The sequence below is a fragment of the Microcoleus sp. BROC3 genome, assembly GCF_036702515.1.
Lineage (GTDB): Bacteria > Cyanobacteriota > Cyanobacteriia > Cyanobacteriales > Microcoleaceae > Microcoleus.
Window position 1 is genome coordinate 16,858 of the sequence record NZ_JAUBTQ010000058.1, and the last position, 23,848, is coordinate 40,705.

Below are 23,848 nucleotides of genomic sequence, written 5' to 3' on the forward strand. Positions count from 1 at the left end.
GTCAACGACAAGCAAAGCAATGGAAGGTAACTTGCAGGCTAAAGCCTGCCTCTAGCTTTCATCCCCGGTCTAAAGACACGGGGTTCTCAGCATATTTGCTATAGAATTCTAGAATATACCGTGACTCATCCGCCGTCAGCCGTCAGTGAACTTGGTGGTTTCAGGAAAATCCGTGGACTTAAAACAAATATTCAAAACGCCGAATCCCATAATCGGTGTCGTACATTTACAGCCTTTGCCAACTTCTCCCCGCTGGGGGGGGAACCTCAAAGCTATTATCGGAAGAGCCGAGCAAGAGGCTACAGCGCTGGCTTCTGGCGGCGCAAACGGTATCATAGTCGAGAACTTTTTCGACGCCCCCTTTGCCAAAGACACCGTAGATCCGGCTGTGGTAAGTGCGATGACTCTGGTAGTCGAGAGGCTAACAAATCTGGTGACGCTGCCGATCGGCGTTAACGTGCTGCGAAACGACGCCCACAGCGCGATCGCCATCGCCTCCTGCACGGGTGCCCAATTCATCCGCGTCAACGTCCTCAACGGCATCATGGCTACAGACCAAGGCTTAATTGAAGGCCAAGCTCACCAGCTACTGCGCTACCGTCGGGAATTGGGCAGCGATGTCAAAATATTAGCAGACGTGTTAGTCAAGCACGGGCGACCCCTAGGCAGCCCCAACTTGACCACAGCAGTCTCTGAGACGATCGGGCGGGCTTTAGCCGACGCGGTGATCCTTTCCGGCTGGACAACCGGCAGCCCTCCAAATCTCGAAGACTTAGAACTTGCGAGTGCAGCAGCGGCGGGAATTCCTGTTTTCATCGGCAGCGGCGCGTCGTGGGAAAATATTTCCACCCTGATGCAGGCCGCTGACGGTGTGATTGTATCGAGCTCCCTGAAGCGAAACGGCCGCATCGATCAACCGATCGATCCGATCCGCGTCAGTCAGTTTGTAGAAGCCGCCCGTCGCAGCTTGTCACAGAAAGAGCGCGAACAGGAAAACAGAGACGCTAATGGCTCCAGAGGGTCAACACAGGAACCGGGCAAAGTCACAAATAAAACGTAAAATGGGAATGGGTAATCGGTAATCGGTAATTGGTAATCGGTAACGAGTAATAGCTGAAAACTAAGAGCTAACACTGAAAAAAAGCACCAATTATCAATTCCCAATTCCCAATTCCCAATTCCCAATTCCCTTGATTGACGACACGGAAGTCAGGGATAGCTGTTGTTTATTCTGACTTCTGACTTCTGACTTCTTTCCTTAAAATTCATTCCTTAAATCCGTTAAATCCCGTACATTCCTCGTTGCCGAACTTTCTTATTCCTTCAACGTCCCACTTCCCAATTACCATTTACCAACTCAAAAAATGATTCGCCGACGTTCAACCCCTTGGATTCATCGCTGGTCTAGGACTGTGATGGCAGCGATCGCAGCCATCGGCGTCCTAGAAACGGCCTATCTCACGATCGCTAAATTCACGACAGGCTCAGTCATTTGTCCCACCAGCGGCTGCGACAAAGTTCTCAACAGTCCCTACGCTACAGTAAGCGGCACAGTGCCTTTAAGTTTGTTAGGCTGTCTGGCTTACCTGAGCATAGCAATCCTGGCATTGGCCCCCAAAGCCGTCAATCCCAACACCAATAAAGGACTGCACTCTCAACTAGAAAACAAAACTTGGCAAGCGCTATTTATCATCACCGCTGCGATGATAATTTTCAGCAGCTATTTGATGTATTTGATGGCTTTTGAAATTAAGGAACTGTGCATTTATTGCATCAGTTCCGCCGTATTGTCGCTGTCGCTGTTTGTGCTGGTGCTAGTCGGGCGCGAGTGGGAAGATATCGGACAGTTGTTGTTTACAGGCATTTTGGTGGCAATGGTGAGTTCGATCGGCGCTTTGGGACTCTACAACAGCGTGCGATCGCCTGCTGCTTCTGTCTCTACCCCCGGAATTGTAGCCCCTGCCGTCACTACAACCTCCGGCCCGGCACAACTTGCTTTGGCCCGCCACCTCCGAGAAATCGGCGCTAAAGAGTACGGCGCTTACTGGTGTCCCCACTGCCACGACCAAAAAATGCTGTTCGGCAAAGAAGCAGCCAAAATAATTGATTATTTTGAATGCGATCCCCGGGGGCAAAATTCCCGCGCTGAAATTTGCCAAGCTGCTGCTGCGAATGTTAAGGGTTTCCCGACTTGGGAGATTAAAGGTCAGTTTTATTCTGGGACGCAATCTTTGGAGAAACTCGCTGAGTTATCGGGTTACACCGGCCCGCGCAACTTTCAAAACTGACAGAAAAGTTTGAGATTTTAGATGGCAAATTTTAGATTGATTGGCACGAAATTTCCTGAGTTTTAAAGGATTTTAGCGTTTTTTCGTGCCGATAAATCAATCTAAAATCTCCCAACTAGAATTAATAAAAAATTAGTAAAAACTAGGTAGATAGCGGTGAACAAAAAAATATAATACGCCGAAACCCTTGTTGCTAAGCTTTTTAAGTTTGATTGCGTACCTCATCTACCCAAGCATCTCTATAGCAACCGCACCAGACGTTGAGAAAGTTATTAATTGGTGAAACCATTGCGGTCGATAGTAACTTCGGTCTTTATTCTTTCTTCTTCCTTCTTTCTTGTTCCTTCTGCTATACACAAATACTCAAGAAACCTGGTTTATGCTTCCAGACATATTTGAAAAATGACATATTTTGGTTGACAACCCCTGTTTCTGGTGTTGAAGCCCGATCGTACCGAAAAATCAAAAAATCTCAAATCGACTCGCCCGAACCGAAAAACCAAAAAATTGGATAATCTAAAATCTCAAATCGACTCGCCCGAACCGAAAAACCAAAAAATTGGATAATCTAAAATCTAACATCTAAAATCTCAAATCGACTGAGCAGATCGCCCCGAGATGTAAAAGCTATGTGTGGTAGTAGCTTAGAAGCTCGAAGGGCGAGGCAAAATCCCAAAATATGCTAAAAAATTTCAAAAAATGGGTCGATCGAGAACGCCGAGTATTGATTACTGCAAGTGCCGTTGCCGGTACGGTGATTGTAATGCGCTGGTTCGGATTTTTTCAGGTGTGGGAATGGGCTGCTTTCGACCACTTTGTGCGCTGGCGGCCGACCGAACCAATTGACTCGCGCATCGCCATTGTAGAAATTAAGGAAGCTGACTTGCAAAAATACGGCTACCCAATTTCGGATGCTGTATTGGCCCAATTGCTGCAAAAATTGCACGCTGGCAAGCCGCGGGCGATCGGCCTCGACGTTTACCGAGATCTGCCAACTCTACCGGGTAACGCCGAATTGCTCAAAACGTTTAAAACTATTCCCAACTTAATCGGCATTGAGTTGATGCCAGACGAAACCCGCTTCGGAGTTCGACCGCCTCCGGTACTGGACAAGCTCGATCGAATCGGTTTCAACAATGTTGTCATAGACGCTGATGGAAAAGTGCGCCGAACTTTGCTCTACGCTTGGCCAGAAGACGGCAAAACTCATCAAAGTTTCGCTCTCAGACTGGCTTTGCTTTACCTCAAAAGCGAAAAAATTTCCCCTAAACCATCAAAAGGCTATCCCAAATACTTGCAGTTAGGCAAGGGGGTTTTTCGACCTTTTCAACCGAATGACGGTGCCTATGTTCGATCGGACAGCCGCGGCTATCAAATTTTGACCAACCTGCGCGGCCCGCGAGGCAGTTTTCGCACTGCATCGATGAGCGACGTGCTTTCGGGCAAAGTACCCGCTGATTTTGTGCGGTCGCGCGCTGTCTTGATCGGCTCAAATGCCCCCAGCCTCAAAGACTTTTACCAAAATTCATACAGTTCCGGTTTGTTTGCTCCTCCCCAGCAAATACCGGGAGTCGAGCTTCAGGCTCATTTCTTGAGCCAAATTTTGAGTGCTGCCCTAGACGGACGCGGGGGTATCAATGTCTGGCCAGAGGCTGCGGAATTGCTGTGGATTTTACTTTGGTCTTGGGCGGGAGCAAATGTGAGTTGGAATTTGCGATCGCTCGGTCGATCGGCTTGCTGTTTATCAAGTATTTGTCTCGGTCTGAGTGCCAGTTTATACTTTGCCTTTTTAGCCGGTTGGTGGCTCCCGTTAATTCCTCCAATCCTCAGTCTTTTGGGTTCTGGTGCCGCAGTTGTCGGTTATCTGGCTCATTTGCAAGAAGAATTAAAACGGTCTAAAGAATTTTTACAATGGCTAATCGATACCATTCCCGACCCCATTTTTGTCAAGGATCGAAATCACCGCTGGGTTGTTTTGAATCAGGCATATTGTCGGTTTATTGGCTATCCTTTGGAAATTTTAACTTGCCGAACAGATTACGATTTATTTCCCCAAGCCGAAGCCGATATATTTTGGCAGCAAGACGAATTAGTATTGCAAACTCACCAGCCGCGAGAAAACGAAGAATATTTTACCAACGCTCACGGAATTACCCATTTAATTGCGACCAAAAGATCCCTCCACAAAGATGCTGCTGGCAACCTATTTTTAGTCGGAGCGATCCGAGATATTACCGAGCGCAAGCGCCGAGAAGATGCTCTACAGCAACAAAATGCTGAACTCAGCCACCAAGCTTATCACGATGCTCTTACCGGCTTGCCCAACCGCCAAATGTTCTACGAATCCTTGCATAAGTCTCTAGAAATAGCCTCCACAAATCAGGAATTGGTAGCTTTACTCTTTTTAGATTTAGATGGATTTAAGTCAATCAACGACACTCTCGGACACAATGTGGGCGATTTGCTCTTAAAAACAGTTGCCAGTCGGCTCAAAAAATGCCTGCGCGGCAGCGATACTATCTCGCGGTTGGGCGGCGACGAATTCACAGTCATTCTCCCCGCAATTCCCGGTCGCGAGGAAGCTGCGAAAGTAGCTGAAAAAATTTGCGCTGCCATCATACAGCCTTTTATTTTAGAAGAACATAAAGTTTCTGTAACTACAAGTATTGGCATTAGTTTGTATCCCTGTGACGGTCAAGATCCAGAGATTTTAGTCAAGAATGCCGATGCTGCGATGTATCGTGCTAAGGAACGCGGGAAAAATCAATATCAATTTTATTAATTAATAGCCGTAAAAAAATAATACAACTGTGCGTAAGCTCCAAATCACGAGCTTAATAAGTCATTCCCAATTATTCAATTCTTTAATCTAAAATCTCACTACTTAGGACAAAATTTGAGCAAGTTTTAGACCTCTAACCCCGCTCCGGCCCAGGGAGGAATATTATTTTCAGGTGTCTGATGTGCAGCTAACTTTGAAAAATAGCTCGCTCCTGAAACCCTAAGCCCTGTAAGGTTTTTGAAACCGTTCAAAAAAATGTCCGAATAATTGAAATCTCGAACATTAAGTCGTATAATCTGTCATCTGTCATTAGATAGAGTTACACCAATATGAAACTTGTTACAGCAAGTCGCCGTCTCCTCTCAAGGTTCCAAAATTTTGAAAAAATCATAACCTGAGACAGAAAACCAAATTAAACGCCCAAAAGCCTTGATTTTAAAGATTTTATGTAAACTGACGAAAGTTAATTAAAGGAAATGTAAAGATATCCGTGGAAGTACGGAAATTGATAGATATAATAGGTCGTAAGGATGTGCATCTACTGCGGTGATTTGAAGAAGACTATGAATACTATGCGTACTTTGATTCAGCTTACAACAACGGCAACCCTGGCTGCCTGTTTGCAAGTGAATACAGTCGGCACTGCAAATGCGGCTGGAGTGGCCCGCAACTCAAACAGCAACTTAACAAAAGACCGCTCGACCCCCAGAGTTTGGGTAGTTGCACCAACCTCTCGCTTGGCCAATCCCCAACAATACGAACCACCCCCGAACGGGAGCCCCAAAAGTGAGGGTACGGGGACGCGCTGACCCCAATTTTTCAATCTTCTATTCGCCTAGATAGAGCCGCAGATTTGTACCAATGGCAGTGGCGAATTAAAGTGTGCGCGCACCAATCCGGATCTGTGAGGGGATAGTCCACCCGGTAGTGACCCCCGCGACTTTCAGTCCGAAACGCAGCACTTTTGAGAATTAAGTAGCCGATATCCAATAAATTTGCCAGTTCCCCCCAATTTCGCAAAATCGAGCTATTCTCCGCATCAGCATCGGAAAAATCAATAATTTGTCCGGGCAGTAAATCATCCAGCGCTTGACTCAAAGGCAAAGACGCAAATTCTTGCCGCCAAATCTCAACTTGGACGATCGCACTTTCCAAGTCCCGCTGTCCCCGGCAAATTCCCGCACTCTGCCACACCAAGTTCGGCAATTCGACCCGCAAATTTTCGATCGCCTCAATGTCCTTCGGACAAATCGATTTTTCTAAGATTGCCCCTGCATCTAACTCATCTGTGAGTGCCTTGGGCCTTTCACTTTCTACCTGCAAAAGTCCCATCTGCGCCCCAAAAACCAGACATTCCAGCAGCGAATTGCTCGCCAACCGATTAGCGCCGTGTACCCCCGTGCTCGCAGTTTCTCCCACCGCGTACAAACCCGGAATCGAAGTTTGGTTGAACTTGTCAGCCACAATCCCTCCCATCCAGTAATGGGCGGCGGGCGTCACCGGCACCGGTTCGGAAAAAATATCAATTCCCCAATCAGCGCACACTTGAATAATATTCGGAAACCTGTAGCGCAGTCGATCGACCGCAATCGGCCGCAAATCCAGCCAAACGTGAGGTTCCCCCGTCTTCTGCAAGTGGCGGAAAATAGCGCGGCTGACAACATCCCGAGGGGCGAGTTCCCCGCTGGGGTGAGAGTCAAAAGCAAAGCGATATCCCTTACTGTCAACCAAATGAGCTCCTTCTCCCCGCACCGCCTCGCTAATGAGAAACCGAGGCGCGCCCGCTTTGCTGAGGGCTGTCGGGTGAAACTGCACAAATTCTAAATCTCGCAGCAGCGCCCCGGCGCGCCACGCAATTGCCACCCCGTCCCCGGTACTTACCGACGGGTTGGTCGTGCGAGCAAAAACCTGTCCGCCGCCGCCTGTCGCCAGCACTACGGCGCTAGCCCGCAGCCACTTGACTTGTGAGCCGCAAATCGAGCTAATCCCATGACAGCGCCCGGTTTCGTCTAGCCACAGACTCAAAGCAAAGGCAGGGGATACGAGTTCAATGTTTTTGCGGCTCAATACTTTGGCTGTCAGCGTAGCGATCACGGCTTTGCCCGTAGTGTCGGCGGCGTGGAGAACTCGGCGGCGGGAGTGGGCGGCTTCTAGGGTGAGGGCTAAATCGGGGCCGGTGCGATCGAATGCAACGCCCATTTTCACCAGGGAGTCAATGCAGGCTGAAGCTTCCTCTACTAAAAATTTCACCGCCTCCAAATCGCAAAGACCGGCTCCGGCAGCCAGTGTATCCTGAACGTGCAGCGCTGCCGAATCTTCAGGGGCGATCGCCGCGGCAATCCCTCCTTGAGCCCAATCGCTTGCAGAAACAGGTAGGGTATTTTTATTGATCAAGCCCACCTGCAAATGTTCTGGGAGGCAAAGTGCGGTGTACAACCCGGCCGCGCCAGCACCTATCACCAATACGTCAAATTTGTCAGTCATAAGTCTGCAGCCAGTCAATTTTAGATTTTAGATTTTAGATTTTAGATTTTAGGTTTTAGATTTTAGTCTACAGATGAATCTGGGGACTTGAACTATTGTCCGTGGAGGGATTTTAGATTTTAGGTTTTAGATTTTAGGTTTGAGAATTGAGTCTACAGATGAATGTGGGGAACGCGCTTATTTCAATCTAGCGAATTTTGGTCGGTTTTTGCCGCATGGTGGTTGAAAGTAAGTCTCCAGAAATTAAAGGCAGAAGTCATCAGCCTGTAGAAAAAAAATTTTTCTTTATGCCGAGTGCCTTCTGCCAAATGCCGAATGCCTTCAAATGAGGCCCGCTGCTACCTAGTCGTAGAGACCATTATTCAACCTGTTGTCTCCTTCAATAAAGACTGATTCGACCTCAGTTACGGTGAATTTGTCCATGTTAGCTTGCAGCACCTTTTTTTGAGCTTCCGTCAAGTCTGAAATATTGAGTACGTCCTCAACATTTTCGTAAGGAGCATTCTTAATAATTAGTCGAGCTAAAGTGGGATACAAGCCTCGAAATTCCCGAAAGTCCCGAACCGCGCTGTTGTTCAAATCAAGTTTTTTGCCGTATTCTGTGGCAAGCTTGTCATCGGCGCGATTGGTTCTAGGGGCTACTTCAACGGCTATGAGCGAGGATGATGGCAAGACGATACGGCTCAAGGTCGCCGCGATCGCGCTTTGGTTTCCAGCCCATGCAAAGCAGCCCAGCACTAAGCCCAATACTGCCAATAGACGACCCAATCGTTTCATGAAGTTTTGTCTCCCAATTTCATACACAGCATTTATGTAGAGACTACCATTTTGCTTATGCAGTTTTGCAGATAAATCCGCAACAGCTAGAGGGCTGTTATAAACTTTACATTTAGACCTTGACACCACGGACGATATATGATATCAGTCGAAGTCTAGGCATCGCAGGCAAGTTTATCAAAGGCGTTCCCAATTAAAAACAGCGACTTCCATTTTTAAGGGTTAATTTTTTGCCCCGCACCGAATTATCTAGCTATCGAGAACTCTTTCCTGTGGTTTTGAGAAAAGCGTTCAAGTCACCATAAGTACCGCCGTAAATCACGCTGGGAGTGTCGTAACCCTTCAAAGCAACGGTGTGCTGCTCGAAAGCGCCTTGGGCCCCCAATTCCGTCAGGTATTTGTAGGTTGTTTCTCCCACGGCAATATCCTTGCCGATTTGCTTAGTGCAAGACTCCAGGCGAAATGCTGCGTTTACAGTATCTCCCAAGGCAGTGTAGTCCGATCGGTCGCTGCTGCCAGAATTTCCCACCATGGCATAACCAGTATTGATTCCGGCCCCGACTCGCAAAGGAAAAGGCAAGGGGTAACGGCTGCTGAGTTCGTCTGTTGCCTTGTGCAGTTCGCTCAAAGCTTGGCAAATCCGCATCATTTCCTCGCTGCTGACACCGCTGGTTTTATGGAACCAGACGGCCATGATCGCATCGCCGATGTATTTGTCCACCCAACTGCCGTGTTCGCGAATTATCTGTCCTGCTTTGCGGAACCAATTGCCGATCACTTCTGAAAGTAGGGTTTCGTCTAGCTGCCTAGTCAAAACTGTAAAGTCTCGGATGTCCATTACCATGACGCTAATCAGGCTGCGCACGGTCAAAGTCGCCGTAAAATCTTCAGAGTCTGTGTCGTGTATGGGATCGTGCCGGTAGCCGGCGGTTGGGTTGTAGAAGTCCAATTCGGTTTGACCGAAAATAATCCGATCGCCATTTCTGAGAGTGACAGGAATACTGACGCGCCGCCCGTTGACAAAGGACCCGTTGCGGCTTCCCAAGTCGATCAGATAGAACTCTCCTGTCTCCATTTGCTGTAACATCGCGTGATTACGGGAAATCCAGCGATCGGTCAGTACAAAATTATTGTCATCGCTCCGCCCTACTGTCCAGCAATTGCTGCCGGAGAGCGGCAAGTAGCGATTGCCGCTTTTCTCTGTACGAAGTACCAAATGTGGATTGGCTTGCAAAGTCACCACAGCCCTAAAAACGACATCAAGTCAACCGATTTGAGGTTTTAAACTTTAAATTTTAACTTTACCGCGCGGCTTATAACTGAGATTGCTGCTAAAAAACCTCAAATCGGCTGTTCTCAAATCTAAAAATTGTTTAGTCGATCGTCGATGCACCAAACCGTACAGGATTGCCGAACCACAATTCGATCGCCAGCGAAGGTAGTTATGGTTCGATCATAGGCGAAATTGTCATATTTTTCACCCCAAAGATGTATCTGGGGAGTTAAATTTGCTGCTTGTTGCGGAAAATATAACTATCCACCCAATATTCTACCTAATGTCGCCTAGCGCACCCAGAGCCAAGTTTTATTTATGCTGCAGGGCCCCAAAAAACTGGAAAATGGCTCTCCGGATCAGACAGAGAGTTGTTAAACACAAGGTATCTTTAAGATTTGTTGCTTAACTTCATGTTTTTGAAGACATCAACAAAGCCTTTTCCTCGCTGCGGCGGTCAATAAATTAGAAACACGAGAATTTTATGTTGTCGAAAAGAATTTTGCCTTGTCTGGATGTGAAAGCCGGCCGCGTGGTCAAAGGTGTCAATTTTGTCAACCTGACTGATGCTGGCGATCCGGTAGAAATGGCTCAGGTATACAACGATGCCGGTGCTGACGAGTTGGTGTTTCTGGACATTACCGCGACTCACGAAGACCGGGACATTATTATTGATGTGGTGTACCGCACGGCCGATCGAGTATTTATCCCTTTGACGGTGGGCGGCGGCATCCAATCCTTAGACAGCATTAAAAGGTTGTTGAGGGCGGGGGCAGATAAGGTCAGCATTAATTCTGCAGCAGTACGCGATCCGAGTTTAATTGACAAAGCGAGCGATCGATTTGGCAATCAGTGCATTGTCATCGCGATCGACGCCCGCAAACGGCAAGACGCAGATCATCCCGGTTGGGACGTGTACGTGCGCGGAGGGCGAGAAAATACCGGCAAAGATGCCATCGCCTGGGCCAAGGAAGCCGAACAGCGCGGTGCCGGCGAAATTCTGGTGACAAGCATGGACTCTGACGGCACTCAAGCCGGTTACGACTTGGAATTAACCCGCAGCATCGCCGAAATTGTCGAAATTCCCGTCATTGCTTCCGGCGGTGCCGGCAACTGTCACCACATCTACGAAGCGGTGACTGACGGCAAAGCAGAAGCCGCACTCCTGGCTTCCCTGCTGCATTACGGGCAACTTAGCGTCGGTGAAATTAAGACTTATCTAGCAAAATATCAAGTTCCCGTGCGACAGCAGCAGCCATTAGTCATTAGTCATTAGTCATTAGTCAGTGGATAGTCGGGCACATATCATATCTTGCAACATTTTCCACAAACCGCTCTGCGGGTTCACTCAAGCGCCCTCTCACAGTGCAAACAGGCTAAATCAATCCGCCCCCACCCCACGAAAAAACTCGTCAGTCACATTGATACCGCTATGTGAGGCCCACCCGAAGGCCCTTAGGTAGAATTTTTTTGATTCTACACAAGTGCCTTCTACATCAAGGTCTTGGGGCGACCAACGCCAGTCATCTAGAAATATTCCCTGAGAAGGATTTCAAATACCAGCTTTTTCAGCTACATATTATATATTAGTTCAATTTGAAAGAAAGCAACGGTTGCTTTTCTCAAACTTGAGTTAAAGATTGTGCAGAATTTGAGTGAGCTTCAGCCTGTTAACAATCTTACCGATCAAAACTTCTAAAAACGGAGAAATTTTGTATGTCTTTTATCAGCTTTGACTTCCCTGCCAAGCGTTTAGTTCGCACTTTAATAGCTGTTTGTTTTTGTGCCTTGATGTTTGTTTCTAATGCTTTCCCGGCTTTTGCCGTTACCAGCAGCCCCACCAAAGGTGAAGACCAACTTTTGGGTATTGAAAAAGAATCTCAAGAAGTTGTACTGAAAAAACCAATGTCCTTAGAAGAAACTCAAGAAAAAGCGAGCAAAGGGCCTAACGAAGTTCAGGGAGACGCTGACATTGATAAAATGAAAAATCCTTCTAACACAAGCGCTACATCCTTTGAGCAACAAGTCAAAAAGGCTGTTGGTAAAATCAAAGACTAACTCAGCGCGCAGTAGTCAGCCGACAGTTGTCAGTATAAAAGATTAGGGACACGGCATGAAGCCGCGTCCCTTCAAATTTCGTATCCAATCTCAATTTAGGTCTTTTTTTAAGAATTGGTATCAGATAGAATAAAAAAGTGGAAAGGACTTGGCATCTTTTGGCTTAACGAACACTTTTTGCTGAGGTTCTAACTGCAATAAGTCAAACTTTTCTCTTGTCAAATTAGCGTTTACTACTTGACCGTCATCTAAGGTTAATTCTACCTGAATTTCCCATCCCAAATGAATCAAGCGACTGATTCTTGCAGGCACTGTTGCACTATTTTCTGTAGTTTCAATTACTACGTCGTGAGGGCGCAAGAAAATCTCCGGGTTGGCTGAGTCAAAGCCGTTGTCTTGAAACATCCTCGAACTGCTGGGCAAGACATTGACGGGGCCGATAAAACTCATGACAAAAGCACTAGCTGGATGGTCGTAAATTTCTGCCGGTGTTCCTACTTGTTCGATTTTACCTTTATTCATTACTGTAATGCGATCGGCAACTTCCATCGCTTCTTCTTGATCGTGGGTCACAAAGACTGTGGTAACGTGTACTTCGTCGTGCAGTCGCCGCAACCAAGCACGCAAGTCTTTGCGAACTTTGGCATCGAGAGCTCCAAAAGGTTCGTCTAGCAGTAAAACTTTCGGTTCCACAGCCAGGGCTCTGGCGAGGGCCACCCGCTGTCGCTGGCCTCCTGAAAGTTGCGACGGGTATCTATCGCCCAATCCTCCCAATTGCACTAAATTCAACAATTCTTCTACTCGCGATTTGACTTTCGCGGGCGGTGTTTTCTGAATTTCCATGCCGAAAGCGATGTTTTTTCGCACTGTCATGTGCTTGAATAGCGCGTAGTGCTGAAACACGAACCCAATTTTGCGGTCTTGGACGCTAGTATTGGTCGCATCTTGGCCTGTAAGCCAGATTTTTCCGGAGTCGGGCATTTCTAAACCGGCAATCAGCCGCAGCAGTGTAGACTTGCCGGAACCAGACGGGCCCAGCAATGCGACTAGGGAACCGGATTCAATTTCTAAGCTGACTCGATCGAGTGCTTGGAAACTGCCAAACTGTTTTGATACGTTTTCTACAACTATCATCTATTTACCATTTATCAATACTTTCATGGTCTAACTGTGTAATTTCTATCAGCACTCTAGCAAAACAGCCATTTTAGGGGGTTTTTGACCCTTGCTGCGATCTGTTTGCTTGTCCCAGTGTCCCTTACCTGATACTCGCTTACAAGCGAACTCTTCTATCAATCTTCTAGCTTACCCCTACCTTGTCTGTCCTACCTTGCTTTTTTACAAATAGCCGCCAACTGTAGGCGGCTAAGCTGGAGAATGCTAACCTGTAGGCAAAAAAAAGCCCCCGCTATCCCTAGTAGCGTTACCTAGTGAGGAAGTAACAAAACCCTGTGTCACGTGGTTCGACAATCTCAAGCCGGTACTGCTCTAGCAGTTTAAGCGCCTGACACAGGCGATAAACCTTACCTACTACTATGCTAAACCCAACCGGACACATCGACTCAATCAAGAAAACTCAGTTTTCCTCACCTTGGCAATCGGGTGCTACCCGCACCATTCGAGTGCCGATAGTCCTAGCTGACGCAACCCTCGAATACGCTCGACAGCTCGGTAAAGGTATTGAACCGCACGACACAGTGAAGAATATTAATTCTGAAATAGAAGCGAGTTCAAGTTCATCCCCTGACACACGCGATTCAAGTGATGAAGTGAATAGGTTGAAGGATGAGGTTGAACGGTTGCAGAACGAGTTAGGCAACCTGCGGGTGCAAAGTGAACTGCCAGAGGCAGCCAACCTGCTTAACCAGTTGAAGGCTAAAAGGAAGAAATCGACAGCCTCGCTTGCTGATGTAGAGGCACTTTTGGAGATGATTGAGGGGTAAACCCCAAAAAGGGAATTAGGAAGCTGCGCCCCTTAAAAGGGGGCTTTATTTCTGTTCCTAGTAAAACAGACTATTTAAGAGTATTTGAGTGTATTTCTGAGCTTAGCCGCCTAAGTTAGGCGGCTATTTCTCAAAATGAAGGTATTTGCCCGAATTTGCGGCTTGACTTGAAGTGGCTTTTGCTGCGATCGTCGTAGATGCAAGGAAGATTTCTGCGTAGCCAGCAAGGTTTCTGACACCGAGCTAACTACGACTTCCCCAAACGTTACGTAACAACGATTGAGGCACATTTATTATGACTGTCAGAACGCCTCCGGCAATGTACAGCCGCAATTCTTAACGCGCGAATCGCTTTTTACTTCACAGTTGGCGCGTATCCATACATTTGACGGCATCACCCATGACAAGGCACTTGAGATACTTTACGACGCAACGGTAGCCCGTCAACTCGAAACGTCTCGCGAACCAATACCCAGACACCAGTGGGGCAAATATTTCGATTTACCCGTAATGTCGGTAAATGATGTGGCGGGTTATTACGGCTTAAAAGCAAAAAAAATCAAAACTGTAATTAGTGGAGTTCCCAGTTACCTAAAGGAATTATTCGAGAGCGGGTTACTGGTATTATTGCGCGATAAGGCTATAGAGGATGCTTGCAAGCAACTAGGTACACCATTGACTGCGAACGAACTCATTTTGCTGCCCCCGCAAGCGGTTTTAAAAATGTGCCTGTTCCTACCTGCTACCCCTACCGTAGTGGCAACCGTTGATGCACTATGGAATTATGCGGTGAGTGAAGAGTTGAGTGAAACCACATCTGCTGACTGGGAAAAAACCTGCTATCGTTACCGCGCGATTCACTGCGATCGGATAAGCGATCGAGAATTGGTTGAGTGCCTGGTAAAAGCAAAAGAACTCAATTTGTATCCCTATGTCCAACATTTTGGACAGCAAGACTGCCTCAAAACTTGGTCGAGCCTGTTTGCCTATGATGGGGAGTTCCCGCCCCCGCGAGGTGATTTTTATATGAAAAAGGATACTTGGGTTGACAGAATATCCGATGTTTGTTTACGCGAGTAATTTACGCGAGCAAGTCCTGTAAGTAATAGAAGACCTAGGTTTAGTTGCCTAGGTTTTTTTGATTTGAGTATTTTTACTTTGACCTCGAAATACTTGAGGTTTACACTTGCTCTCTCTAGTCTATTTTTAGGAATAGCCGCCTATCTTAGGTGGCTAAGCCAGAAAATAGACTTACTTGCTGAGATAGTGAAACGGGATTTTACAGGTCGGCTGCTAAGGGGTCATAATTTCGCATATTTGTGCTGCCAAACCTATAGGGTTGAGAAATATTTTCTCTTATACAAAAACGAACAAATACTATTTAGGCTATTTACCTTCATTTTCACAGATAGCCGCCCGTGTTAGGCGGCTAAGCCAGAAAATAGACACAGATACTAAGAGACACTTCCCTACTTCTTTCACACTATGCACACGACGTGACTGAAAGTTTTCTGCTTCCGTGCCGGAGCGATCGCCAATAAAAAACCGCCCTTTTTAGGGGGCGGTCGGTAGGGTGAGTGTGGGAATTAGATATCAGGAAAGCGTGCTTCAGTATTGATGCCCAAGTAGTGTCTTTGAATCACGTCAACACTATTACCGCACGCGGCAGCTAGTAGCAGTAAATCTGTACCAGCTTGTGCCATTAGAGTGATAAAGGTATGCCGGGTATGGTACGGGGAGAGATAGACACTAATCTTACCTTCTTCTACCAGTTGAGTAACTACACCTGGGTACGTGTACGTTTTTTGAGAGCATTTTAGTTCGTATGTATTCCACAACTTAGCAAAATGACCAATATACCAAGTTTTGCTATTTTGTTGTTTGAAAATTAAATCAGTAGGCTTAGCGTCTACAGGTTTAATTTTCGATAACAAATTTTCAAGCTTGGGATAGATCTTAAAAATCCTAGTCTCCCCCGTTTTTGGAACCTGAGTATTCTTTAATCGCCCGTTGTAAGACTTACTAAACCTGATGCAATCTTTGTCTCGTCCTAAAAAAACGTCCTTCCATTCAAGCGCAAACGCTTCGCCAGAACGACAACCCGTTAAAAACAAGAATTCAACCAGCGGCGCGGCTTGTCGTACATTAGCTTTTTCTGATTCATAAAAAGCCTTGATAATGATGTCACGCTCTTCCTTAGTGAAAGCCCGACGGTCGCGCTCTTCTGGATCTGTTTCAGTGTCAGACTTATCCCACCATCGTAAATCAACCGTACCATCGACATTAACGACTGACTTATATTTATCTGTTTTGTTAGGTGTGGTAGAGGAGTCAATTCCCGCAAACGGATTAACCCTAAGTTTTGTTTTCTCTTGAGATTGCAAACGCAAAAACGCTTCAGAAAGAGCCGAAATAATTGAACGCTTGGTGGCTGCACAGCAGGTGAACCGCGATAAACATTCAATTATTTTCCCGTCCAAGCGTTCATCCCATAAAGGATTATCCAACATTAGATAAACACGATTTTTTTTGTCATATACCTTTCCTTTGATGGGATTAGTGTAGCTAATTCGATAGAGTAGCTCAAACGTAGTCGGCTGTAGTTGTGGTTGTTTCCACACCAAGTAATCCTCCCACATCTCCCCTACTGTGATTTCAGGTTCAGGTTCTGGGATGGGTGCTGCCAGTTTGAGTTCAGCAGCATACTTGGTTTTTAAACCGTACTTGGCAAAACTGGGGTCAAACAACTGCTGCCAGTCTGGATGCTGTAGATCGCCTTCGATCCTCCAAGCAATAGCGATCGCCTTTTGCCAGTTTTCGGGAGTGTCCTTCAGACCTAAGCCCTGATGCTTCCGCTTGCCCCCAAAAATGGGATTGTACTTGGTACTGAACTGCAATCGGAGAGTACCGTTATCGGACTGAACTTTAACTGTCTCAGGGATGGCTTGTGTTTTGGCGTACATATTGGTTTTTCAAGGTTCTGTAAGGGTTTCAACTTCTATCAAGTTTCTAGCAAATTTCGGTAGGTCGAACTGTGTGCATAGCGTGAATGAAGCTGTAAAACTAGCATATCGTATTTATGGTAGTTTTTTACAAACTATGCCCATAAAAAGTTCGGCCGCGAAGCCGTGTACAAGATTTAAGGGATTTAACAGATTTAACGGATGGATGTTGAGCTTCGAGGTTCGAGGTTCAAGCGAAAAATTTTAATCTCCGGTTTGTGGATGGGTTAAAGTAAATTTTTTATAGCACGATCGCACATCCGTTTGTTAATTTTAGGCTTTTGGCGATCGGTCAGTCGATTTTAGATTTTAGATTTTAGATTTTAGATTTACTTGCAGCTTTGAATCTGGAAGGTGGAACTTTGGTCTAAAATTTTGGGCTCTCCAGGAAAGGAGTCGGGGCTTTGTATCCGTTTTTGGGCGGGGTCAAACACCGGAAAATTCACAAAAATCCACCTCCCAAATAAAAGTACACAATTCTTTGCTACCAAAGTTGGCGTTTGGTACTACAATGCAGCAAAAGTTCAAGCGTTTTTGACTTCAACGGCTGAGGGGATAAAGGAAAATGGGAGATGTTGGACGTGTGCCTGTAGGAATTATCGGCGCTTCAGGGTACGGCGGCGTGCAACTTGTACGACTGCTGGCGGATCACCCAGCGGCCGAAGTAGTCTATTTGGGCGGGGATAGCAGTGCGGGAAAACCTTTTTCCAGCCTTTATCCGCATCTGACTAACTGCATTGACTTGACTGTCGAGGCGATCGACTTAGATAAAATAGCGGCAAAATGTGAGGTTGTGTTTCTGTCGCTGCCGAACGGTTTGGCTTGCAAAATGGCACCGACGCTGATCGCAAAAGGCTGCAAAGTCTTGGATTTGTCGGCTGACTACAGATTTGAAAATCTGGAAACTTACAAAGCTTGGTACGGCGGCGAACGATTAGACTCTGAAGTGGCTGCAACCGCTGTTTACGGTTTGCCAGAATTGTACCGCGATCGCATTAAAAACGCTCAGTTAGTAGGCTGTGCCGGCTGCTACGTCACTGCTAGTTTATTAGCGCTGGCACCTTTGCTCAAACAAGGTCTCATCGTGCCAGAAACAGCAATTATCGACGCCAAATCCGGTACTTCTGGAGGGGGCCGCAAAGCCGAAATTAATCTCTTGTTGGCTGAAGCAGAGGGTTCTCTGGGCGCTTACGGCGTTGGCCGCCACCGCCACACGCCAGAAATTGAACAAATTTGCAGCGACTTAGCCGGACAAGATATCAAAGTTCAATTTACTCCCCACCTAATTCCGATGGTGCGAGGAATTCTGGCAACTGTTTACTCAACTCTGCGCGATCCGGGGTTGGTTCGGGAAGATTTGATCACTATTTTTAGCGCTTTTTACCGCAATTGTCCTTGGGTAAAAGTGTTGCCGGCTGGGGTTTATCCGCAAACAAAATGGGCTTGCGGCACGAATCTTTGTTATATCGGCATCGAAGTCGATCCGCGGACTGACCGAGTAATTGTGATGTCGGCGATCGACAATTTAATTAAAGGTCAAGCCGGTCAAGGCATCCAGTGCATGAATTTGATGATGGGCTGGGAAGAAACATTGGGTTTGCCTCAATTGGCTTTCTATCCTTAATTAGGAATGGGTGATTGGTCATTGGTAATTGGTGAGTGAATCATCGGCCTAGTCGGGGCGAATTTATCAATATCTGGGAGGTGAATCATAGATATTGGTGAACCCGCCCCGCAAGTCGGGTGAATTCCCGATTGCCGATTACCGATGACCGAGTGTTATTTTGGCCCGAAACCGATCGACCCAGCATAAATTGCCCGATCGCCCAATTCGTCCTCAATCCGCAGCAAGCGGTTGTATTTGGCAACTCGTTCGCTGCGGCATAGCGAACCAGTCTTGATTTGACCGGCGCGAGTCGCTACCGCTAAATCGGCAATTGTGGTATCTTCAGTTTCGCCGGAACGGTGGCTGATGACCGATCGATAGCTGTTCCGTTTGCCGAGGTCGATCGTCTCCAAAGTCTCCGTCAAAGAACCAATTTGATTCAGCTTAATCAAAATCGAATTGCTAGCTTTCAAATCAATTCCTTTTTGCAGCCGCGTGCGGTTGGTAACAAATAAATCGTCACCCACCAACTGAACTCTGCTGCCCATTTTCTGCGTCAGCGCTACCCAACTGTCCCAATCGTCTTCGTGCAAACCGTCTTCAATCGAAACGATCGGATATTGCCCCACTAAAGCATCCAAATAATCGATTAATTCTGCTGGCGAATGAGCCACACCGTCGTAAGTGTACTGCCCATCTTTGTAAAATTCGCTAGCAGCAACATCCAAAGCTAAAGCCACTTGTTCACCCGGTTTGTAGCCGGCTTTTTCAATAGCTGCAATCAACAAATCCAAAGCTGCTTGATTGGATTTAAGATTAGGTGCAAAACCCCCTTCATCACCCACACCAGTCAGCAAACCCTCAGCTTTTAAGACTTTACTTAGGGATTCAAATACCTCTGCACCCCAGCGTAAAGCTTCTTTAAAAGATGGCGCACCCACAGGGACAATCATAAATTCTTGAATGTCCACATTATTGTTAGCGTGAGAGCCCCCGTTGATGACATTCATCAGAGGCACGGGCAGAACGTTCGCCAAGGGGCCGCCCAAGTAGCGGTAAAGGGGGAGTCCTAAAGTCTCGGCGGCCGCCTTTGCTGTGGCTAAAGAGACCCCGAGAATCGCATTTGCGCCGAGGTTGGATTTGTTGGGGGAACCGTCCAAGTCAATCATGGTTTTGTCTACCAATGCTTGGTCGATCGCATCTAGATTTGCTAAAGCGGGGGCAATTTTGTGTTCGACGTTAGCGACGGCTTTTAGGACTCCTTTGCCGCCATAACGGCTTTTGTCGCCGTCGCGGAGTTCGTGGGCTTCAAAAGAGCCTGTAGACGCGCCGCTGGGGACTTGGGCGAGTCCGACAACACCGTTTGCTAGGTAAACTTCAGCTTCAATGGTGGGGCGGCCGCGGGAGTCGAGGATTTCTCTGGCTTGAATAGATTCGATCGCAGTGTCTAGCATATTAACGATTCCTGGCCTTACTCAAGGTGTGATGACATTTTGCAGTCTGCGGGTTTTCCCACACTGACTGCTGACGGGTAATAGAGTACGCGATCCCCAGAATTATTGGTGCACAGTTCAAAATATTTGCGGATTTGGGCCGTCTGGTGTCAATAAGCTAAGCTTGTTGCATAATAACCCCGGGCAATTTTGACAGTAATTTAATTTTTTAAACCGCAGATTCATGCAGATTTCTTAATTGGAACATTTGTTAAAATCAGAATGTCACCAAAGTGAATCAAAAAAGGAGAAACCTAAGATGTTAGAAACAAATCTCCAAGAACTTAGAGCATTAGCTGAAAATTCTGACCCAATTATTGCCGATCCCCCAAACATCAAATTACTAACAGCGCCATTGCCAAACCCAGGCAGCGACCCCAACTTTTTTGACTTAACTCCCAATGACGACGCAGTTCAATTAGCAAATGGAATTCTGGGCAACACTCCCGGAGGTTTGCGGGCCTTAGCGGGCAACGATTTTGTCAGAGGTTCAGGTGCTGCGGAACTGATGAACGGCAACAGCGGCATAGATACTTTAATCGGAGGTTGCGGCAGCGATACTATTCGCGGCGGCGAAGATTTTGACATACTTTACGGAGAATGCGGCAACGATTTAGTCAGCGGAGATCAAGGCAGTGACTACGCTTACGGAGGCACGGGCAATGACTTTATTCGCGGCGGTAAAGGGAATGATGCTTTAGTCGGAGAGAGTGGAAACGATACTCTAATCGGTGATGCTGGAATTGATAGGCTTTGGGGAAAAGAAGGCGCAGATTTGTTTGTCCTCCGCACAGAATCGGGAGCAACTTCGGGAGAAATTGGTTCGCTTCAACCGCCTCCTAGCGGCAATTTTGATGTAGATGAAGTGCCGGCCGATTTTATTCTCGATTACAATCCCGCTCAAGGTGATGTAATTGGATTGGCATCTGGATTGACGCGAAATGATATTGTTTTGAGCGAAAGGTTTTTAACAATTGGTGATGCCAGAGATTACGATAGCAGTGGCCCTTTTCCTCCGGGAATTCCTCGAACGGCTGATTTTAGAATTTTAAATACTAAGGCGACGGTGATTCGGGAAGCTAGCAGCGGCAATATCTTGGGTTTGGTGAAGGATGTTTCGCCGGATCTACTTCAGTTTACCTCTGTGTCTGAAAGCTCGATCGCTTTAGGATAATTACCAACTTGAATGCGTAAGGTGCGCATTGCGCACCCTACAAACTACAAACTCAACCAGTCGGCATGGCACAGCCTAAAATTTTTAAGATTGCCAAAAATTCGCCACATCATATCCCATTTCGCTGAGCATTTGCCGCAGCAGAGGTAAGCTCAAACCGATCACATTCGTGTGACATCCTTCGATTTTTTCCACAAAAAAACCGCCTTTACCTTCGAGTGCAAAACAGCCCGCACATTGCAGCGGTTCCCCAGTAGCAACGTAAGCCGCAATTTGGCGCGAGGTAACTTCCGAAAAATGAACTTTTGTAACTTGACAGCGAATGAGCGATCGCTCCCTTGCCAGATCAAAGTCATCGAATCTAGTATCAATTAAAGCATGACCCGTATATAATTCGCCCACCTTACCGCGCATTTTCTGCCAGCGCGAGATTGCTTCTTCCGCATCCTTGGGTTTGCCGTGAATTTCGCCATCTACGAGCAAAATTGAATCGCATCCCAAAACCAAACAAGATTTGGGATTAGGAATTTCCGGGTGAGAATTACCCAGTAAAAACTTAGCTACAGCCTCAGCTTTTCCCTCTGCTAACACCTGCACTAATTTATTGGCATCCCTCATTTGTATTTGCCCTTCATCAAAGTCGCTGGGGCAAATCACAGCTTGAATTCCGGCATTTGCTAGCAGGCGGCGGCGCGCTGGAGAAGCTGAAGCTAATACAAAAGTTGGAATTTTCATAAGTTAAGAAGTTCAGTTGACAGTTGACAGTTGACTGTTGACAGTTGTCAGTTGTCAGTTAACTGTGGTGAGGTTTCCCGCGAACAGTCAACAGTCAACAGCGAACAGTCAACAGTCAACAGTCAACAATGCCCCATGCCCAATTCCCAATTGCCAATTCCCAATTCCCTAATAAACAGAGAAAGATTTAACAACTTTCTCAAAAGCTTCTTTTACCTTGGGCCAGCGTTCTTCGGTAGTGGAAACGTTAAGCGTAAAAAGTTTGCCGCGGCTGACGGCTACACTCGCTAAGTTGTGCCGTTCTTGGTTTGGCAACTTAACAGCGTATTCTAAAATGTAATAGCTTTTCGATCGCGATTCGCGAGCTTCTGCATTGACTAATTCAGCTTCGCGGCCAGAATCACTCGGGGCGATCGCACTTTTGCTGAGCTTGTATCCCACATCCGTCGGCGTTCCCAAATCCGCCAGAGTTTTGCCCTCCGCGACTGGACTGATTACCACGCTGACGTTCTCGGTTTGCTGAATCAAATCGCGGAACACCACATCAGGCCCGTTAGAAACCGCGATCGGCAGCCAGCCGTTAGGATAGAGAAATTGATAGCCGTCGCCAGTATCAACGTAGCTTTTGAGTCCGGTGACTTTAGAGACACAACCGGTCAAGCTAAGGCTGAGAACAACCAGAAGTATTGCCGCAATTCGTTTGAGCATTATTTTTACGGGTAGGGTAACACTAAAATATTTAATTTTAATTGTCTCACCAAACCTTGCCCCTAAAAACAGTTAAGCTATGCTCGCCGTTTGTGTACCGTCCGCGAGGCATAGCCGTATAGTCTAATTTTTAACAAAATCATTACAGGTGAGTCAGCCAGCTAATGAGTCCGTGCTTGGTAGAAACTTCTAAAGCCAAGAGAGAAACAAAACCAATCATGGCAAGGCGACCGTTTAAGCGTTCTGCGTAAGGGGTGAAGCCGGTGCGGGCTTGGTCATCGATGTATACTTTGGGTTCGATCGCAAAATTGTTCATTTTGCCTTCGTCGTCCAGCATGAAGCCTCTGTTAGTCATGTTTTTTTTCCTAAATGGTTTTTAATGTACTGTAAATAAATGTAACACACTTGTGAAGATATGTAAAGGATTGTGAGAAATTTTTTTTAAAGACCCCGATCGGACTGTGCACTGTAGACTCTGGGCCCCGGAGGGGGGAGGATAGAGTGGAGAGGCACAAAAGTCGATGGTGTGTGGCAAATCCAGTCTGGGTTTGACAAAAATTGTGGAACGGAGGAAAAATTTATGCGGGCCAGTCTGGAAATGCGGTGGTTTTATAGCGGTGCGCTGCCAAAATCGATCAATCAATGGTTTGGAAGCGACAGTCTCGGCGGGTATCTTTCGCCTCCAGAAGAGCGGGAAGACATATATTTGCTAGTACCTAACTGCGACTACTTGGGAGTGAAGCTGCGCGGGAAAACCTTGGAGGTAAAGTGGCGTCAGGCAGAGTTGGGGGCGATGCAGTTCGGCAACCGCTGGGAAGGTAAGGCCGAGAAGTGGCTCAAGTGGGTTTGTGCCGACACCATCGCACCGATACCGGCGGATATTTTGGCCACAGGAAAGTGGGTGGCAGTCAAGAAAAAGCGAGCGCAGCGTCTTTATCAAGTTTCGGCCCCTGGTGTCCTGATGTCTGTGCCTGTGGAAGCCCCAATTCCCCAAGGTTGCACCGTGGAACTTACTCAGTTGAACATTAACGGCAGCGCCTGGTGGACTTTGGGATTTGAAGCGTTTGGCAGCGAAAGTTGTTTGACAGAAAGCCTGCAAACAGTAGCTAGTTTGACTAGCAAGAGTTATCAGGCGCAAAAGTTGAAAGCTGAGGATTCTTCTGCTTATCCGATTTGGCTGGGCAGCAAGTAATATCAAACCCGGCTTGAATAATACCTCCTGTATTTTTTAGTCGCCCTCTGCTGGGAGGAGAGGCAAGTTTAAACCGGGTTTCAACCGCCGAGTCTGGAAGTCCGGGACGCCACTGGCATATATAGTAAGGTGCTCTACTACCCGAAATCTTCAATAATATTTCAATAACGGAGTCTGACGCACCTGAGATGTTGCACCATTTTCAATTAGGTTTTTTAGGGGCGGGCTCTCCTGCCCACCCCACAAGAAAACTCACTAGACCTCTTGCAAAAGTCCCCAACGCCGGGCAATAGTGAGGTGATTGAGAGGAAAAACTGATGACTTACGAACAAG

General features: G+C 46.9%; 20 protein-coding genes. 11 read left to right on the plus strand and 9 right to left on the minus strand.

Going from position 1 to position 23,848, the window contains the following annotated elements:
* Positions 1-172: 172 nt before the first annotated feature.
* The 4 genes from btpA to QUB30_RS27430 all read left to right on the plus strand — a co-directional run bounded on the left by btpA (position 173) and on the right by QUB30_RS27430 (position 5,879).
* Positions 173-1,060 (plus strand): photosystem I biogenesis protein BtpA, encoded by an 888-nt coding sequence (gene btpA / locus QUB30_RS27415; protein ID WP_333340183.1) that lies wholly within the window; start codon positions 173-175, stop codon positions 1,058-1,060.
* Positions 1,061-1,364: 304 nt separating this feature from the next.
* Entirely contained in the window at positions 1,365-2,288 is a 924-nt protein-coding gene (locus tag QUB30_RS27420; protein WP_333340186.1) for a vitamin K epoxide reductase family protein, read from the plus strand.
* A gap of 679 nt (positions 2,289-2,967) precedes the next feature.
* The gene (locus QUB30_RS27425; RefSeq protein ID WP_333340189.1) at positions 2,968-5,070 is read left to right on the plus strand and encodes a CHASE2 domain-containing protein; all 2,103 of its coding nucleotides are present in this window, start codon (positions 2,968-2,970) and stop codon (positions 5,068-5,070) included.
* A 563-nt stretch (positions 5,071-5,633) separates the two neighbouring features.
* Complete coding sequence (locus tag QUB30_RS27430) at positions 5,634-5,879, plus strand: hypothetical protein (RefSeq protein WP_333340192.1); 246 nt, start codon at positions 5,634-5,636, stop codon at positions 5,877-5,879.
* A gap of 10 nt (positions 5,880-5,889) precedes the next feature.
* On the opposite strand, the gene nadB is transcribed toward QUB30_RS27430, so the two are convergent.
* The 3 genes from nadB to QUB30_RS27445 form a co-directional block, all read right to left on the minus strand.
* Positions 5,890-7,554 carry an L-aspartate oxidase gene (gene nadB / locus QUB30_RS27435; RefSeq protein ID WP_333340195.1) on the minus strand — a complete coding sequence of 555 codons (1,665 nt, stop codon included), beginning with the start codon at positions 7,552-7,554 and terminating at the stop codon, positions 5,890-5,892.
* A gap of 342 nt (positions 7,555-7,896) precedes the next feature.
* On the minus strand, positions 7,897-8,331 hold the full coding sequence (psbU, locus tag QUB30_RS27440; RefSeq protein ID WP_333340198.1) for a photosystem II complex extrinsic protein PsbU: 435 nt from the start codon (positions 8,329-8,331) through the stop codon (positions 7,897-7,899).
* A gap of 253 nt (positions 8,332-8,584) precedes the next feature.
* The gene (locus tag QUB30_RS27445; protein WP_333340201.1) at positions 8,585-9,574 is read right to left on the minus strand and encodes an adenylate/guanylate cyclase domain-containing protein; all 990 of its coding nucleotides are present in this window, start codon (positions 9,572-9,574) and stop codon (positions 8,585-8,587) included.
* A 514-nt stretch (positions 9,575-10,088) separates the two neighbouring features.
* Between QUB30_RS27445 and hisF the strand changes: the two genes are divergently transcribed.
* Entirely contained in the window at positions 10,089-10,880 is a 792-nt protein-coding gene (gene hisF / locus QUB30_RS27450; protein ID WP_333340205.1) for an imidazole glycerol phosphate synthase subunit HisF, read from the plus strand.
* Between the two features lie 440 nt (positions 10,881-11,320).
* The gene (locus tag QUB30_RS27455; protein WP_333340208.1) at positions 11,321-11,662 is read left to right on the plus strand and encodes a low temperature-induced protein; all 342 of its coding nucleotides are present in this window, start codon (positions 11,321-11,323) and stop codon (positions 11,660-11,662) included.
* A gap of 120 nt (positions 11,663-11,782) precedes the next feature.
* On the opposite strand, the gene QUB30_RS27460 is transcribed toward QUB30_RS27455, so the two are convergent.
* The gene (locus tag QUB30_RS27460; RefSeq protein WP_333340212.1) at positions 11,783-12,796 is read right to left on the minus strand and encodes a sulfate/molybdate ABC transporter ATP-binding protein; all 1,014 of its coding nucleotides are present in this window, start codon (positions 12,794-12,796) and stop codon (positions 11,783-11,785) included.
* 401 nt (positions 12,797-13,197) lie between these two features.
* Here QUB30_RS27460 and QUB30_RS27465 point away from each other — a divergent pair, with 401 nt between their 5' ends.
* On the plus strand, positions 13,198-13,605 hold the full coding sequence (locus tag QUB30_RS27465; RefSeq protein WP_333340215.1) for a hypothetical protein: 408 nt from the start codon (positions 13,198-13,200) through the stop codon (positions 13,603-13,605).
* Positions 13,606-13,884: 279 nt separating this feature from the next.
* Positions 13,885-14,685, plus strand: a complete 801-nt coding sequence (locus QUB30_RS27470; RefSeq protein ID WP_333340218.1) for a hypothetical protein — start codon at positions 13,885-13,887, stop codon at positions 14,683-14,685.
* 506 nt (positions 14,686-15,191) lie between these two features.
* Here QUB30_RS27470 and QUB30_RS27475 read toward each other — a convergent pair.
* Positions 15,192-16,568 carry a tyrosine-type recombinase/integrase gene (locus tag QUB30_RS27475; protein WP_333340221.1) on the minus strand — a complete coding sequence of 459 codons (1,377 nt, stop codon included), beginning with the start codon at positions 16,566-16,568 and terminating at the stop codon, positions 15,192-15,194.
* Between the two features lie 604 nt (positions 16,569-17,172).
* On the opposite strand from QUB30_RS27475, the gene argC reads away from it, so the two are divergent.
* Positions 17,173-18,231 carry an N-acetyl-gamma-glutamyl-phosphate reductase gene (gene argC, locus QUB30_RS27480; RefSeq protein WP_333340223.1) on the plus strand — a complete coding sequence of 353 codons (1,059 nt, stop codon included), beginning with the start codon at positions 17,173-17,175 and terminating at the stop codon, positions 18,229-18,231.
* Between the two features lie 155 nt (positions 18,232-18,386).
* Here argC and eno read toward each other — a convergent pair whose 3' ends face one another.
* Positions 18,387-19,667 (minus strand): phosphopyruvate hydratase, encoded by a 1,281-nt coding sequence (gene eno / locus QUB30_RS27485; RefSeq protein WP_333340226.1) that lies wholly within the window; start codon positions 19,665-19,667, stop codon positions 18,387-18,389.
* 298 nt (positions 19,668-19,965) lie between these two features.
* On the opposite strand from eno, the gene QUB30_RS27490 reads away from it, so the two are divergent.
* On the plus strand, positions 19,966-20,880 hold the full coding sequence (locus QUB30_RS27490; RefSeq protein ID WP_333340230.1) for a calcium-binding protein: 915 nt from the start codon (positions 19,966-19,968) through the stop codon (positions 20,878-20,880).
* A gap of 84 nt (positions 20,881-20,964) precedes the next feature.
* Here QUB30_RS27490 and QUB30_RS27495 read toward each other — a convergent pair whose 3' ends face one another.
* The 3 genes from QUB30_RS27495 to QUB30_RS27505 all read right to left on the minus strand — a co-directional run bounded on the left by QUB30_RS27495 (position 20,965) and on the right by QUB30_RS27505 (position 22,678).
* The gene (locus QUB30_RS27495; RefSeq protein WP_333340233.1) at positions 20,965-21,615 is read right to left on the minus strand and encodes a nucleoside triphosphate pyrophosphatase; all 651 of its coding nucleotides are present in this window, start codon (positions 21,613-21,615) and stop codon (positions 20,965-20,967) included.
* A 168-nt stretch (positions 21,616-21,783) separates the two neighbouring features.
* Positions 21,784-22,323: a photosystem II reaction center PsbP gene (gene psbP, locus QUB30_RS27500; protein ID WP_333340236.1), complete on the minus strand. Its 540-nt coding sequence runs from the start codon at positions 22,321-22,323 to the stop codon at positions 21,784-21,786.
* 142 nt (positions 22,324-22,465) lie between these two features.
* Positions 22,466-22,678 (minus strand): chlorophyll a/b-binding protein, encoded by a 213-nt coding sequence (locus tag QUB30_RS27505; protein WP_333340239.1) that lies wholly within the window; start codon positions 22,676-22,678, stop codon positions 22,466-22,468.
* 225 nt (positions 22,679-22,903) lie between these two features.
* Here QUB30_RS27505 and QUB30_RS27510 point away from each other — a divergent pair, with 225 nt between their 5' ends.
* Positions 22,904-23,515 (plus strand): hypothetical protein, encoded by a 612-nt coding sequence (locus QUB30_RS27510; protein ID WP_333340242.1) that lies wholly within the window; start codon positions 22,904-22,906, stop codon positions 23,513-23,515.
* Positions 23,516-23,848 lie beyond the last annotated feature (333 nt).